The sequence below is a fragment of the Stappia sp. G46H5W genome (assembly GCF_058448995.1).
The window spans coordinates 522905-536117 of sequence record NZ_JBZFLL010000005.1 but is presented as its reverse complement, the minus strand read 5'-3'; the positions used below and the strand labels follow the sequence as shown (position 1 = coordinate 536117).

The window sequence follows — 13213 nt, the reverse complement described above, 5'->3', positions numbered from 1 at the left end:
TGCTGCGCCCCGAGTTCCTCAGCGGGAGTGGTCGACGAAATGCGCCGCCCCTTCCGGAAGGCCGTAGCCGCCGCCCTGCCGGTCGAGCGGATAAGCCTCCTCGACCAGGTAAGGGCCGCCGCCGACGCTGGCGCGGGAGGAGAACAGCGCAAAGCGCCTGACCGTGAAGCTCTGGGAGTAGAAATCGCCGTGCTCGGCGAGCCAGCGCGCCACGTCCTGGTTGCTGCAGGTGCGGCAGCGCGCCAGCGTCACATGCGGCACATATTTGCGCCGCTCCGCCGGCAGCCGCAGCCGCTGCAGGATGCGCTCCTGCTCCGCCTGAAGCTCCATCAGCTCCGGCGTCGGCTCCACCCTTGCGAAGACCGCATGCGGCTTGCCGTTGGCGAAGGCGCCGAGCCCGGTCAGCCGGATCTCCACCGGATCGCGGCGGATGCGGTCGAGCGCGTCCGCCACCTCGTCGGCCATGCGGTCGTCGATGTCGCCGATGAAGCGCAAGGTGATGTGATAGTTCTCGGGATCGATCCAGCGGACGCCGCGCAGGCCGCCGCGTATCAGGGAGAGCATGAGGCCGGTCTGGGCCGGAATCTCAAGCCCGGTGAACAGTCGAGGCATGGTCAAACCCTCCGCTGTCGCCGAAGGACTTCATCAGGACGGGTTTTTCGCTGCACCGCAAGCAAAAACGGAACGCGCTGATTTGCCAGCGCATTCCGCCTCATGCCGGCATTTTTGCCGAGGTGGTCGGCCCGCACCGTGGCGGCGCGGGCGACCTGTCGTGATTCGCCCGGTCCTTACGGGCAGGGGCTGCCGTGGTGCTGGAAGAGCGTGTTGATCCGCCCCTCGATCTCCTCGGTGATTTCCAGATCGAGCGCGCCCATATCGTGCTCCAGCTGCGCCAGCGAGGTCGCGCCGAGGATCACCGAGGTGGTGAAGCCGCGCGACAGCACGAAGGCGATGGCCAGCTGCGAGGGCGACACGCCGAGTTCCTCGGCAAGGTCGAGATAGGCGTTGATCGCCGGCTCCGCGCCCGGCTTCTCGTAGCGCTGCAGCCGGTCGAACAGGGTCTTGCGGGCACCGGCCGGCAGCGCGCCGTCGCGGTACTTGCCGGTGAGATACCCCTGGCCCAGCGCCGAATAGGCAAGCAGGCCCACCTGTTCCCGGTGCGTGATCTCGGCAAGGCCGCCCTCGAAGGTGCGGTTGACGAGATTGTAGGCGTTCTGGATCGACACGACCCGCGGCCAGCCGTTGCGCTCGGCCAGCTCGAGAAAGCGCATCGTGCCCCAGGGGCTTTCGTTCGACAGGCCGAGCTGGCGGATCTTGCCGGCCTTCGCCAGCCGGTCCATCGCCTCCAGCGTCACCTCGATCGAGGTTTCGTCGTCGCAGGCCTTGGGCTCCTTCCAGATCGTCGGGTTGGAGCCGAAGCCGGAGACGTTCCGGTCCGGCCAGTGGATCTGGTAGAGGTCGATATAGTCGGTCTGCAGCCGCTTCAGGCTCTTGTCGACAGCTTCCTCGATCTGGGCGCGCGTCAGCCGGCCCTCGCTGCCGTCGTTGCGGAACCAGGTGTTCTCGGTGCGGCCCACCACCTTGGTGGCGATCACCACCTTGTCGCGGTTGCCGCGTGCCTTCAGCCAGGTGCCGATGATTTCCTCGGTGCGCCCCTGGGTCTCGGCCTTGGGCGGGATCGGATAGAGCTCGGCGGCGTCGAAGAGGTTGATGCCCCGGTCGAGCGAGAAGTCGAGCTGGGCATGGCCCTCGGCTTCGGTGTTCTGCTCGCCGAACGTCATCGTGCCGAGCGACAGGCTGGAGACATGAATGTCCGTGCGTCCAAGACGGCGCTTTTCCATAGGCGGATCTTTCTGCTGCGATAACTGTCGAAATTAAGGAGGGTGGCGGGACCTTGACCGCTCGCGCGCGCGACGTCAACCGCCTGCGGCCAGGCGCGGGTCGGGCAGCCGCACAGGGCTCCGGCGGGGGCGGGAGCCCGCCTCAGCCGCGCGCCGCGCCGGCCCGCTCGATCAGCTCTTCGACCTGGGGCAGGATGCGCTCGACGATGATCGCGACACCCTTTTGCGTCGGATGGATGCCGTCGGGCAGCACCGTCTCGGGCGAGATCGGGATCCCTTCGAGGAAGTTCGGATAAAGGATCGCGTCATGCTCGGCCGCGATCTCCGCGTACATGCGCTCGAATTCGGCGACATACTCCTCGCCCATGTTGCGGGGCGCGGCGATACCGGCAAGCAGCACCGGAATGCCGCGCTCGGACAGGCTTGCGACGATCTTGTCGAGGTTCGCCCTGGCCGAGGCCGTCGGCAGCCCGCGCAGCGCGTCATTGGCGCCGAGTTCGACGATCACCGCGTCCGCCCCCTCGCCCAGCGACCAGTCGAGCCGGGCAAGGCCGGCCGCCGTCGTGTCGCCGGAAACGCCGGCATTGATCACGATCACGTCATGACCGCGCGCCTTCAGCGCCGCCTCCAGCTGTACCGGGAACGCCGCCTCGGCAGGCAGCTGATAGCCTGCGGTCAGGCTGTCTCCCAGCGCCAGGATGCGCAGCGGCTCGGCCCTTGCGGGCAGTGCCGCAAAAATGCCGGCGAGGGCGATAAAAACTGTAACGAAACGTATCATGTCGGCTGATCCTCTGGACGCTCCCTGCGTAACCTCCCATATCGCGAGGAAGGCGTGCAGCGCGGCATGCTGCGCATTCGACCCGTTCATATAGGCAGAGCATGACCGACGGAACAGTCCCGCCCCCCATCGTTTCCCTGTCCGGCGTCCATCTCAGCCTTGGCCACGACGCCGGCCGCGTGCACATCCTCAAGGGGGTGGACCTCGACATCGCCGCCGGCCGGCGGGTCGGCATCATCGGGCCGTCCGGCTCCGGCAAGTCGACCCTTCTCATGGTGATGGCCGGGCTGGAGCGCGCCGACAAGGGCTCGGTCACAGTCGGCGGATCGGAGCTGACAGGCATGTCGGAAGACCAGCTCGCCCGCTTTCGCGGCGGCTCGGTCGGCATCGTCTTCCAGTCCTTCCATCTCATCCCCAACATGACGGCACTGGAAAATGTCGCCGTGCCGCTGGAGCTTGCCGGCGTGCCGCGCGCCTTCGAGGCTGCGCGCGAGGAGCTGGCCGCCGTCGGCCTTGCCGAGCGCACCTCCCACTACCCCTCGCAGATGTCGGGCGGCGAGCAGCAGCGCGTTGCCATCGCCCGCGCCCTCGTCACCCGCCCGCCGCTGCTTCTGGCCGACGAACCGACCGGCAATCTCGACGAGACCACCGGCGCCCAGATCGTCGACCTGATGTTTTCCGCCACCCGCGATCGCGGCATGACGCTGGTCATGGTCACCCATGATGCGGCGCTCGCCCGCCGCTGCGACGAGACGATCCGCGTGCGCTCCGGCCGGATCGAGACGCTGGAACCCGTCTCCGCCGGGGAGGCGTGAGCATGCACGGTGTCCTGCCCGCCCCCTCGCAGCGCCGCTCCCGCCCGCCCCTCGGCCTTGCCTTCCGCTTCGCCCTTCGCGAGATGCGGGGCGGGCTGAAGGGGTTCTACGTCTTCATCGCCTGCATCGCGCTTGGCGTTGCCGCGATTGCCGGCGTTGCCTCGGTTTCGCGCGCCCTTGTCGAGGGCATCGCCGCCGAAGGCACCTCGATCCTCGGCGGCGACATGTCGGTGCGCCTGATCCACCGCACCGCAGACGAGCAGGAACTCGCCTGGCTCGACAGCCTCGGCGACCTCTCGCGCATTGCCACCTTGCGCGCCATGGCGCGCGTCCCGGACAGCGGCGAGCAGACCCTCGTCGAGCTGAAGGCCGTAGACAACGCCTACCCGCTTTACGGCGAGATGCAGCTTTCAGGCGGCGAGGCGCTGGATGCGGCCCTTGCCCAGCAGGACGGGCTTTACGGCGCCGTGGTCGAGCCGGAGCTGCTGGTGCGCCTCGGGCTGGAAAAGGGCGACACGCTGGTGCTTGGCCGCGCCAGCCTGCGCATTGCCGACACCATCGCCGCCGAGCCCGACCGTCTCAGCGACGGCATCAATTTCGGCCCCCGGATGATCGTCTCCGATGCGGCGCTGGAGCAGACCGGCCTCGTCCAGCCGGGAAGCCTGGTTCGCTGGCTCTATCGCATCCGCCTTCCCGAAGGCACCTCCACCGCCGCCATCGAGACCCTGGCGGAGGAGGCCAACCAGCGCTTCCCGCTCGCCGGCTGGCGCGTGCAGTCGCGGGCCAATGCCGCGCCCGGCCTGCAGCGCAACATCGACCGCCTCGCGCAGTTCCTCACCCTTGTCGGCCTGACCGCACTGGTGGTCGGCGGCGTCGGCGTCGCCAATGCGGTGCGTTCCTATCTCGACGCCAAGCGTCCGGTGATCGCCACCTTCCGCTGTGTCGGCGCGGACGGCGACTTCGTCTTCCGCGTCTATCTCATCCAGATCCTTTGCCTTGCCGCACTCGGCATTGCCGCCGGTCTTGTCCTCGGCGCACTGATCCCCTTTGTCGCCACCGGCTTCATCACCGCCGTGCTGCCGGTCAAGGCGGTCACCTCGATCTACCCGGCCGAACTCGGCCTCGGCGTGCTCTATGGCGGGCTAACCGCGCTTGCCTTTGCACTCTGGCCGCTGGGCCGCGCCCATGACGTGCCGCCGAGCCTGTTGTTCCGCGACGATGCCTCCGCGACCCGCACCTGGCCACGCAAGCGCTACATCGTCGCCACCGCCGCCGCCGTCCTGCTGCTCGCAGGCCTTGCCGTCGTGCTGGCCGGCGACCTGCGCATCTCGCTCACCTATGTCGGCGCGACGGCGGTCGTCTTCGTGCTCTTGATGCTGATCGCGCGCGGCATCATGGCCGCAGCCCGCCGCATGCCGCATCCGCGCGGCGCGGAGCTGCGCCTGGCGCTGGCCAACATCCACCGCCCAGGCGCGCTGACCCCGTCGGTCGTGCTCTCGCTCGGCCTCGGCCTGTCGCTGCTGGTCGCGCTGGCGCTGATCGACGGCAACCTGCGGCGCGAGCTCGGCACCACCATCACCCAGAACGCGCCGAGCTTCTTCTTCCTCGACGTGCAGCAGTCGGAGCGCGAGGCCTTCGACGCCCTGCTCGCCCGCGAGGCGCCGGGCGGTACCATCGACGGCGCCCCGATGCTGCGCGGCCGCATCGCGGCGGTCAACGGCGTGCCGAGCGACCAGATCGTCGCCCCGGAAGGCGGCGGCTGGGTCCTGCGCGGCGATCGCGGCATCACCTATGCCGCCGAGAAGCCGGCCAATGCCGAGCTGACCCAGGGCAGCTGGTGGGCGCCCGATCACAGCGGCACGCCGCTCGTCTCCTTCGAGGCCGATGCCGGCGCCGATCTCGGCCTGAAGATCGGCGACACGATCACCGTCAACGTGCTCGGCCGCGAACTCACCGCCGAGATCGCCAATTTCCGAAGGGTGGAGTGGGAGTCGCTGGCGATCAACTTCGTCATGGTGTTCTCGCCCAACACCTTCGCCGGCGCGCCGCACACCCATCTGCGGACCCTCGCCTATGCCGATGGCGGCGACGAGGCCCGTGAGCTGGCGCTGCTCAAGACCCTCTCGCAGGAATTCCCGACCGTAACTGCGGTGCGGGTCAAGGACGCCATCCAGCAGGTCAACAACCTGGTGGAGCAGCTCGCCTGGGCGATCCGCGCGGCCGCCTCCATCACGCTGGTCGCCTCGGTCCTGGTGCTGGGCGGCGCGCTCGCCGCCGGCCACCGGCACCGGGTCTATGATGCGGTGATCCTCAAGACCCTGGGCGCCACCCGCGGCCGGCTGATCGCCAGCTTCTCGATGGAATATGCGATCCTCGGCCTCGTCACCGCCGCCTTCGCGGTGATCGCCGGGGCGCTTGCCGCCTCCTTCGTGCTGGTCGAGATCATGGACGCGACCTTCACCTTTCTGCCCGTGACCGCCTTCGGCGCGGCCCTTGCCGCGCTCGTGCTGACGGTCGGATTCGGCCTGATCGGCACCTGGCAGGTGCTGGGACGCAAGCCCGCACCGGTGCTGCGCAACCTTTGATCGGACGTCGGGGAACGGGCGGGGGAGCGCACCCGCCGCCCACCCGTTCTCCCCAGGCGTGCGGCAAAAGGGTTCCAATACACGCATATCGCGATAGTCTCGCCGGGATCCGGCCTGCGTCTTGCGGGCATGGATGACATGAGATCCCCGGGGGACAAGAACATGACGAAGACCCGCCTGCGCGCCGTGCGCGCCGCCTTTCTCTCTGCCGCCATCGCTCTCACCGGCACCGCCGCCCAGGCCGAGTCGCCCTTCCACACCGGCGTGTGGCAGGTCAACGAGCCGACCGGGCCGACCGGCCTCGTGGTCAGCGACTGGCTGGTCTTCGAGGACGGACTGCCCAAGCGCTGGCTCTACCGCCGCGCCGGCACCAACGACCAGAACCAGTTCGACTTCCTCGTCCGCAATATCGGCGAGAGCACCTACGCGCCGGTGCAGATCCGCGTCTATCGGACCGGCGAGCACGAGATGAAGTACACCACCTTCGTCAAGGGCGCCGAGCCGGTGGAGCATCCGGCCAAGCGCCTGTCGATCCCCAACTACAAGAACTCCTGCCTGTCGGTCGAGAACAAGGGCGAGCGCCTGTTCGGCACCTGGTCGGGCACGTCCGCCTCCAGCTTCAAGCGGCTTCGGCTTTCCAAGACCAAGCTGACCATCGACGGCAAGTCCCGCACCGTCGAGGTCGCTCCGGTGCGCGTCGGCCGCCTCGGCATCGTCGAGAACGGCCAGCCCATCGCCTTCCTCACCGATGCAGGCGGCGACTATGCGGTACTCCAGTGGTTCAAGCCCGGCGTCGACACCGCCACCATGGGCGATCCGAAGAAGGAGATCCTCGACTTCGCCCGCGAGGAGGTCGTCCGCTGGCCGGGCGGCACCTGCGATCGGCAGATCCAGTCGCGCCTGAAGGCGATGAAATAGGCGGTTTCGACCGTTAACCCCCGCCGGAAAATGACAGAACGGTAATGTTGGCCGGGCGGATTGCACCTTGTGGGCTGCCCGGCTTGTGCCCATATTCAGGGGGACGTGCGTGCAAGCGGCGCGAAACGCGGCGTTTGCAGGACTGGCACGGGGTTGCGCAAGGGGCACGAAGGCTCTCGGCGCGGCCGGGAGACCGCCCAAAAAGGGCAACCGCATTCAAGGGATAGAGAGGATTTCGATGTCGACCTTCGACCGCAATTCCAACATGAGGTACGCTGCGGCCGGCGCAAACGCACAGGCCGGCGTCTATGATGAGGGCCTGCGCGCCTACATGCTGGGCGTCTACAACTACATGGCCCTCGGCCTCGGCATCACCGGTGTGCTGGCTCTGGCCACTGCCTATTTCGCCACGACGCAGGATCCCGCCCAGGCGGCCGCCACGCTCGGCAACGGCACCCTGCTGACCCAGCTCGGCGTCACGCTCTACGGCAGCCCGCTGAAGTGGGTGGTGATGCTCGCCCCGCTCGCCATGGTGTTCTTCCTCAGCTTCCGCATCCAGTCGATGAGCGCCTCCACCGCCCAGACCACCTTCTGGGTCTATGCGGCGCTGATGGGCGTGTCGCTGTCCTCGATCTTCCTCGTCTATACGGGCGGGTCGATCGCACGGGTGTTCTTCATCACCGCGGCTTCCTTCGGTGCGCTGAGCCTGTACGGCTACACCACCAAGAAGGACCTGTCGGGCTGGGGTTCGTTCCTGTTCATGGGCCTGATCGGCATCATCATCGCCTCGCTGGTCAACCTCTTCCTTGCCTCTTCGGCGCTGCAGTTCGCCATCTCGGTGATCGGCGTGCTGGTCTTCGCGGGCCTGACCGCCTACGACACCCAGCAGATCAAGGAAATGTACCATTCGGGCGACGGCTCCGAGGTTGCACGCAAGAAGTCGATCATGGGTGCCCTGCGCCTGTACCTCGACTTCATCAACCTCTTCCTCATGCTGCTGCAGCTGTTCGGCAACCGCGAGTAATCGCGAGCCGAACACGCTTCGGACAGTTCGACGAGGGCGCGGCGAAAGCCGCGCCCTTTTCGTTTGTCCCGTTGGCAGTGCCCCGCGACCGCCCGGTTTGCACAGCGTCCGCCGCCGCCTTCACTGCGTCCATTTTTGCAGCGCACGGCCGCAAACCCCTGTTTTTCAAGGGGGACCCCGATTGACGGGAGCGGCCCCGGCAAGATTATCTCGCCCCGTTCTGAACTCCCCTCACGGAACGGATCCCATGTCCTGCGTTGCCAGAAGACTTGCCCGCGCTATCCGCGCCTCCACCTGCCTGACCGTCCTTCCCCTTGCCGCAGCCGCCTGGACGCCGGCCGCCGCCGACGAATACTCGGCCCAATGGGGCCTTGGCATGATCGGCGCCCGCATTGCCCACGAGCGCGGCTGGACCGGTCGCGGCGTCACTGTCGGCGTCGTCGACAGCGGCATCATCGCCGGCCACCCCGACCTTGAGCCCAACGTCACCCCGCAGTCCTTCAGCGGCCACACGCTCGGCCCGTCCGACGGCGATGTCGTCGGCCACGGCACCCATGTCGCCGGTACCATCGCCGCGCTCGCCAACGGCGTCGGCATGGTCGGCGTCGCCCCCGGCGCGCAGGTGACCTCGCTGCAGCTGTCCGGCCCGACCGGCGACATCGACGAGACCCGTCTCGACAGCATCGCCGCCTCGGCCATTTCCTACGGCCTCGACCAGGGCATCGAGTTCTTCAACAACTCCTGGGGCTCCGACCCGATGATGCCGGAGGGCGGCAGCGACCTCGAGACGGTCCGCACCTACTTCCTGAACGAACGCCCGCAGATGATGGCGACCTTCCAGCGCGTCGTCGACCAGGGCGCGGTGCTGGTCTGGGCCAACGGCAACGACGGCTTCCCGAGCGTTGCGCTGGAGCCCGGCCTGCCGCACATCTTCCCCGAGCTGCGGGCCAACTGGCTGTCGGTCGCGGCCGTCGGGCGCGACGGCACGCTCGCCGACTATTCCAACCGCTGCGGCCTTGCCATGACCTGGTGCCTGTCGGCGCCGGGCGGCGGCGACGACCAGGATGCGGACGGCATCTACTCGACCTCCAACACCGGCGGCTATGTCAACATGTCGGGCACCTCGATGGCCGCCCCACATGTGACGGCGGCACTCGCCATTGCCCGCGAGATGTTCCCCGATGCGCCCGCCACCGAGCTGGCGCAGCTGGTGCTGGCGACCTCGCGCGATGTCGGCGCGCCGGGCATCGACAGCGAATACGGCTGGGGCCTTCTCGATCTTGCCAACCTGACCGCCACCCGCGAGGGCAGCACCGCCTCGGTGTTCAGCCAGTCGCAGACCGCCCAGGCCTCGACCCTGTCGCAGATCGCCGGCACCATCTCGAACCTGGCCGCCGCACACGGATCGGGCAAGGCCATGCCCGGCACGGTCAGCCTGTCGAGCCATGGCGCCGCCGCCGGCGAAGCCGCCCGCTACCGGTTGTGGGGGTCGATGCTCGGCAGCTTCTCCAGCACCTCGGCCAACGCCGGCTCCCCCGGCAGCATCAGCCGCACCGGCGGCATGCTGACCGGTATCGACGTCACGCTGGCCGACGGCATCGGCGGCGGTGTCGGCATCGGCTTCACCTCGGGCAACAGCCAGGGCGGCGGCAACACCGCGCGTGCCACCGGCCTGCATGCGGTGGCCTATGGCAGCTACTCGGCCGGCGGCTTCTTCGCCGACGCGGCCGGCGGCCTGACCCGCTTCGAGACGAGCCGCACCCGCAACGCCATTGCCGGCGCTGGCGGCGCCGTCGCCTTTACCGGATCGAGCAACGCCGTCAATGTCGGCGCCTGGTCGAATGCCCGCGTCGGCATGACCTTCGAGACGATGGGCGCGACCGTGCAGCCCTATGTGCAGGCCCGCCTCGTGCATCAGTGGCTGGGCAGCTCGACCGAGACCGGCGCCGGCGTCTTCTCGCTTGCCGCTCCGTCCGCAAATGCCAGCCAGTTCGATGCCGGCGCGGGTGTGCGCGTTGCCGCGCCCGCGATGGCGCTCGGCACCGTGGCAACGGTCGCCCCGGTGATGGACGTTGCCTATGCCCGGGCCATCGGCTCGCTCGGCGACCGCCGCAACGCCACCATGCTGGGCGCCTCCGTCACCGCCACCGGCAACGGAATCGGCCGCGACATCGCCCGCCTGTCGGCCGGCGTCGAGGTCAATTCCGCGACCAACGGCCTGTCCGGCACGCTCACCTATGCGGGCGAATACCGGGCACGCGCCCAGTCGCACGCCCTGGCCGCGCGCATGTCCTACAAGTTCTGAAGGTTCGACGGTTCCGTGCTCGCAATCCCTGCGGCACTTCCTTGCGGAGGCCGGCCTGTCTGGCCTCCGCCTTTTTCTCGTCAGTTGGGGCGGCCTGTCCGGCCTCCGCCTTTTCTCGTCAGTTGGGGGCGGCCTGTCCGGCCAGCGCCTTTTGCTCGCCGGTTCACACCAGGCTGAGGTGACGCTTCTTCTCGAAGACCTTGAGCACCTGGGCAAGGTCGCCGCCGCGCTTGAGGATCACACCGCCCGTGCCGACCACGGCATAGGCGCCCTGCCGCTTGGCGTTGCGCGGCACTTTCTCGATGCGGAACAGCGGCATTTCAGAGCTGCGGCGGAAGACAGAGAACACCGCCCGGTCCTTCAGGTGGTCGATGGCGTAATCCCGCCATTCGCCCGAGGCCACCCGATGGCCATAGACCCGCAGGATCAGGTCGAGTTCGCGCCGATGAAAGGAAACAAGCGCGGGGACAGGCGGTGCGCCGGGACTGCGGGCAGTCGCAAGGCCGGAGATCGGCGCCGGCTCCGCCCCGGCCCTGGATGCGTCTTCATCGAACTCGCTCATCGCGCCTTCTGCCTCGCCGCCCTGTCATCCGCCTGTCATGATGGGCCGCCCTCTTCGCCTTTTGCAAGTCCCGGCGGCGGAGCGGGCGCGCGCAGGCGCATGCAGCCCGGCGCAAGAGCACGCCGAGCACTTTGCCAAACCCTTGCAAAAGATGGCGTTTCGGCCTCCCTGGGGCCCCTCGCCCGGCCTTTTTCGGGGCCCATGTCGATTTCATAGTTTCGCCCCATTGCAGCCCAGACGGTGCCATCTTGACCGGCGAAATTCGCATCGTTGCATAAGGAACTGACGACAAGGCTTCGGTACGCAACAGCCCCCCAGCCCCCCGGGGTTTTGTCGCAGATGTTCCCCGGTCCGCAAGGACTGAGACTGCAACCGGAAGGGCCGGCTCCAACGCCGGCCCTTTTCCGTTTCTGCAGCTCCCCTCCCCGCTTCTCCGCGTTTTCCACCTCGTGCACGACTGGCTGTGACCTGGTCATGCGCAACGGCTTTTGTCCGCCGCCGAAGGGCGCTATCATGGTTCCATGAGTATCGGCCTGACAGCCCTGCGCCCAGCGCGCCACGACGATGCCGAAGCGCTCGCCACCATCCACGAGGATGCCTGGCGGTCGACCTATCGGGGCATCATCGACGGCCTGGAACTGGAGCGGATGATCTCCCGCCGCGGGCCGAAATGGTGGCGCACCGCCTTGTCGCGCGGTGTCCAGATCCAGATCCTGCAGGTCGCCGGCATTCCCGCCGGCTATGCCACCTGGGGCCGCAGCCGCATGCGCGAGCTGCCCTTCGAGGGCGAGATCTACGAGCTCTATGTCCGGCCGGACCATCAGGGCCTCGGCTTCGGCAGCGAGCTGTTCACCGCCACCCGCGCCGCCCTGACCCGCGCCCGTCTCGACGGCCTTGCCATCCGGGTGCTCAAGGACAATGACGAGGCGGTCCGCTTCTACCAGCGGCGCGGCGGCCAGATCCTGATGACCAGCCGCGAGCGCATCGCCCAGACGACCCTCGATCTCACGATCTTCGGCTGGTTCCCCGAAGAGCGTTACTGAACGCCTCGGCCCAGGGGCTCCTGCCGCGCTCAGGCCGCCTCCCCGTATTTTCCTGCCTTCTCGATCCAGCCCTTGCGCTTTTTCTCGTCCGAGCCCTGCACCGGCGCGAAGGTGCGGAAGCGCACGGGCGAAAAGCCGCAGAACTCCAGGATCTGCTTGCGCATCGCCCGGAAGCCGGGCGTCCACAGCAGGAAGCGCAGGTACCACGGCGGCGTGTCGGAGGTGACCAGCACTTCGGCCGAACGCCCCTTCAACAGCTTTGCCGGCACCATCTGGCCGGGCTCGTAGCGAAAGGCGTAACCAGGCAGCAGAACCCGGTCGATCAGCCCCTTCAGCTTGGCCGGCATCAATCCCCACCACAGCGGATGCACGATCACCAGATGCTCGCACCAGGTGATCGCCGCCTGCACCTCGGCAAGGCACGGCTCCAGCACCTTGGCCGGCTTGAAACCCGGTCCCATGTCCGGGTCGAACTGCATCTGCGACAGGCGCAGCAGCTTCACCTGATGTCCGGCGCGCGTGGCGCCCTGGACATAGGAGGCGGCCAGCGCCCCGCACAGGCTGTCCGGGCCCGGATGCCCGTCCAGCACGAGAATACGTTTCGCCATTGTCGGCTTTCCTGTTTCGTGACTAAAGTTGACCGCGGTCAAGAATTGATGCCGCATTTTATGACCGCGGTCAATAAATGAATCCACAAGAAGGCACACCATGGTCGGACGGCCCCAGAAGCGCACCCGCGAAACCCGCGACAGGATCCTCGCCGAGGCGGCCCGCCTCTTCTCGGGCCAGGGGTTCGAGGCGACCAGCGTCGATGCGATCGCCGAGGCGGCCGGCGTTGCCAAGGCAACGGTCTTCGCCCATTTCGCCGACAAGACCAGCCTGCTGATCGCCGCGCGCACGGCCGATCTCGAGCAGCTTGAGGTCGCCATGCGCGCCCATGTGGCCCGCACGCCGATCGGCGAGACCCGCGACTACATTGCCGGCATCTTCCGCCCCTGGCTGGCGCTCTACCGCTCCGATCCGGACTTCGCCCGCCTCTATCTCGTCCAGTCGACCCTGCGCGACGGCCCGTGGACGCGGCTGTTTCTCGGCGTCTGTCAGGCGATGGAAGAGTGCGCGCTCGAGGGGTTTCGCCGGCTGTCGCGCGAAGGGCGCCTTGTGCGCGGTGCGGACCCGGATCTTCTGGCCCAGGGCGTGCTCGCGTTCTTCTATCACATGATCGTCGGCCACAGCCTCGGCACCCTTGCCGGCGAGGACGCGCAGCTCGCCCTGTTCGACGGCCTGCTCGCCGCCTGGCTTTCGACCGGCGCGGCAGAGGGACAGGATGTTTGATCCGGCCGAC

The 13213-nt window shown here is 68.0% G+C and carries 12 protein-coding genes; 7 read left to right on the top strand and 5 right to left on the bottom strand.

Features of this window, described 5'->3' with window-relative positions; all coding sequences use genetic code 11:
- Positions 1-18 precede the first annotated feature (18 nt).
- From thpR to ACVJ6E_RS18095, 3 genes are all read right to left on the bottom strand, one after another.
- Complete coding sequence (thpR, locus tag ACVJ6E_RS18105; RefSeq protein WP_120270160.1) at positions 19-612, bottom strand: RNA 2',3'-cyclic phosphodiesterase; 594 nt, start codon at positions 610-612, stop codon at positions 19-21.
- Positions 613-788: 176 nt separating this feature from the next.
- Complete coding sequence (locus tag ACVJ6E_RS18100; protein ID WP_120270159.1) at positions 789-1841, bottom strand: aldo/keto reductase; 1053 nt, start codon at positions 1839-1841, stop codon at positions 789-791.
- Positions 1842-1983: 142 nt separating this feature from the next.
- Positions 1984-2619, bottom strand: a complete 636-nt coding sequence (locus tag ACVJ6E_RS18095) for an arylesterase (protein WP_120270158.1) — start codon at positions 2617-2619, stop codon at positions 1984-1986.
- 101 nt (positions 2620-2720) lie between these two features.
- Between ACVJ6E_RS18095 and ACVJ6E_RS18090 the strand changes: the two genes are divergently transcribed.
- The 5 genes from ACVJ6E_RS18090 to ACVJ6E_RS18070 all read left to right on the top strand — a co-directional run bounded on the left by ACVJ6E_RS18090 (position 2721) and on the right by ACVJ6E_RS18070 (position 10266).
- Entirely contained in the window at positions 2721-3434 is a 714-nt protein-coding gene (locus tag ACVJ6E_RS18090; RefSeq protein WP_120270157.1) for an ABC transporter ATP-binding protein, read from the top strand.
- Positions 3435-3436: 2 nt separating this feature from the next.
- Positions 3437-6019 carry an ABC transporter permease gene (locus ACVJ6E_RS18085; RefSeq protein WP_120270156.1) on the top strand — a complete coding sequence of 861 codons (2583 nt, stop codon included), beginning with the start codon at positions 3437-3439 and terminating at the stop codon, positions 6017-6019.
- Between the two features lie 162 nt (positions 6020-6181).
- The gene (locus ACVJ6E_RS18080; RefSeq protein ID WP_120270155.1) at positions 6182-6937 is read left to right on the top strand and encodes a hypothetical protein; all 756 of its coding nucleotides are present in this window, start codon (positions 6182-6184) and stop codon (positions 6935-6937) included.
- A 238-nt stretch (positions 6938-7175) separates the two neighbouring features.
- The gene (locus ACVJ6E_RS18075; protein ID WP_120270154.1) at positions 7176-7961 is read left to right on the top strand and encodes a Bax inhibitor-1/YccA family protein; all 786 of its coding nucleotides are present in this window, start codon (positions 7176-7178) and stop codon (positions 7959-7961) included.
- Between the two features lie 247 nt (positions 7962-8208).
- On the top strand, positions 8209-10266 hold the full coding sequence (locus ACVJ6E_RS18070) for a S8 family peptidase (RefSeq protein ID WP_120270153.1): 2058 nt from the start codon (positions 8209-8211) through the stop codon (positions 10264-10266).
- Between the two features lie 163 nt (positions 10267-10429).
- Here ACVJ6E_RS18070 and ACVJ6E_RS18065 read toward each other — a convergent pair whose 3' ends face one another.
- The gene (locus ACVJ6E_RS18065; RefSeq protein WP_120270152.1) at positions 10430-10828 is read right to left on the bottom strand and encodes a DUF2794 domain-containing protein; all 399 of its coding nucleotides are present in this window, start codon (positions 10826-10828) and stop codon (positions 10430-10432) included.
- A gap of 521 nt (positions 10829-11349) precedes the next feature.
- On the opposite strand from ACVJ6E_RS18065, the gene ACVJ6E_RS18060 reads away from it, so the two are divergent.
- Positions 11350-11871, top strand: a complete 522-nt coding sequence (locus ACVJ6E_RS18060) for a GNAT family N-acetyltransferase (protein WP_120270239.1) — start codon at positions 11350-11352, stop codon at positions 11869-11871.
- 29 nt (positions 11872-11900) lie between these two features.
- On the opposite strand, the gene ACVJ6E_RS18055 is transcribed toward ACVJ6E_RS18060, so the two are convergent.
- Positions 11901-12479: an NAD(P)H-dependent oxidoreductase gene (locus ACVJ6E_RS18055; RefSeq protein ID WP_120270151.1), complete on the bottom strand. Its 579-nt coding sequence runs from the start codon at positions 12477-12479 to the stop codon at positions 11901-11903.
- A gap of 100 nt (positions 12480-12579) precedes the next feature.
- Here ACVJ6E_RS18055 and ACVJ6E_RS18050 point away from each other — a divergent pair, with 100 nt between their 5' ends.
- Positions 12580-13203: a TetR/AcrR family transcriptional regulator gene (locus tag ACVJ6E_RS18050; RefSeq protein ID WP_120270150.1), complete on the top strand. Its 624-nt coding sequence runs from the start codon at positions 12580-12582 to the stop codon at positions 13201-13203.
- The last annotated feature ends 10 nt before the right edge of the window (positions 13204-13213 follow it).

What these genes read in the sequence shown, in the direction of transcription:
- ACVJ6E_RS18085 (WP_120270156.1), top strand. Translation starts at nt 3,437, where the DNA reads ATGCACGGTGTCCTGCCCGCCCCCTCGCAGCGCCGCTCCCGCCCGCCC.
- ACVJ6E_RS18090 (WP_120270157.1), top strand. Translation starts at nt 2,721, where the DNA reads ATGACCGACGGAACAGTCCCGCCCCCCATCGTTTCCCTGTCCGGCGTC.
- ACVJ6E_RS18065 (WP_120270152.1), bottom strand. Translation starts at nt 10,828, where the DNA reads ATGAGCGAGTTCGATGAAGACGCATCCAGGGCCGGGGCGGAGCCGGCG.
- ACVJ6E_RS18080 (WP_120270155.1), top strand. Translation starts at nt 6,182, where the DNA reads ATGACGAAGACCCGCCTGCGCGCCGTGCGCGCCGCCTTTCTCTCTGCC.
- thpR (WP_120270160.1), bottom strand. Translation starts at nt 612, where the DNA reads ATGCCTCGACTGTTCACCGGGCTTGAGATTCCGGCCCAGACCGGCCTC.
- ACVJ6E_RS18100 (WP_120270159.1), bottom strand. Translation starts at nt 1,841, where the DNA reads ATGGAAAAGCGCCGTCTTGGACGCACGGACATTCATGTCTCCAGCCTG.
- ACVJ6E_RS18060 (WP_120270239.1), top strand. Translation starts at nt 11,350, where the DNA reads ATGAGTATCGGCCTGACAGCCCTGCGCCCAGCGCGCCACGACGATGCC.
- ACVJ6E_RS18075 (WP_120270154.1), top strand. Translation starts at nt 7,176, where the DNA reads ATGTCGACCTTCGACCGCAATTCCAACATGAGGTACGCTGCGGCCGGC.
- ACVJ6E_RS18095 (WP_120270158.1), bottom strand. Translation starts at nt 2,619, where the DNA reads ATGATACGTTTCGTTACAGTTTTTATCGCCCTCGCCGGCATTTTTGCG.
- ACVJ6E_RS18050 (WP_120270150.1), top strand. Translation starts at nt 12,580, where the DNA reads ATGGTCGGACGGCCCCAGAAGCGCACCCGCGAAACCCGCGACAGGATC.
- ACVJ6E_RS18055 (WP_120270151.1), bottom strand. Translation starts at nt 12,479, where the DNA reads ATGGCGAAACGTATTCTCGTGCTGGACGGGCATCCGGGCCCGGACAGC.
- ACVJ6E_RS18070 (WP_120270153.1), top strand. Translation starts at nt 8,209, where the DNA reads ATGTCCTGCGTTGCCAGAAGACTTGCCCGCGCTATCCGCGCCTCCACC.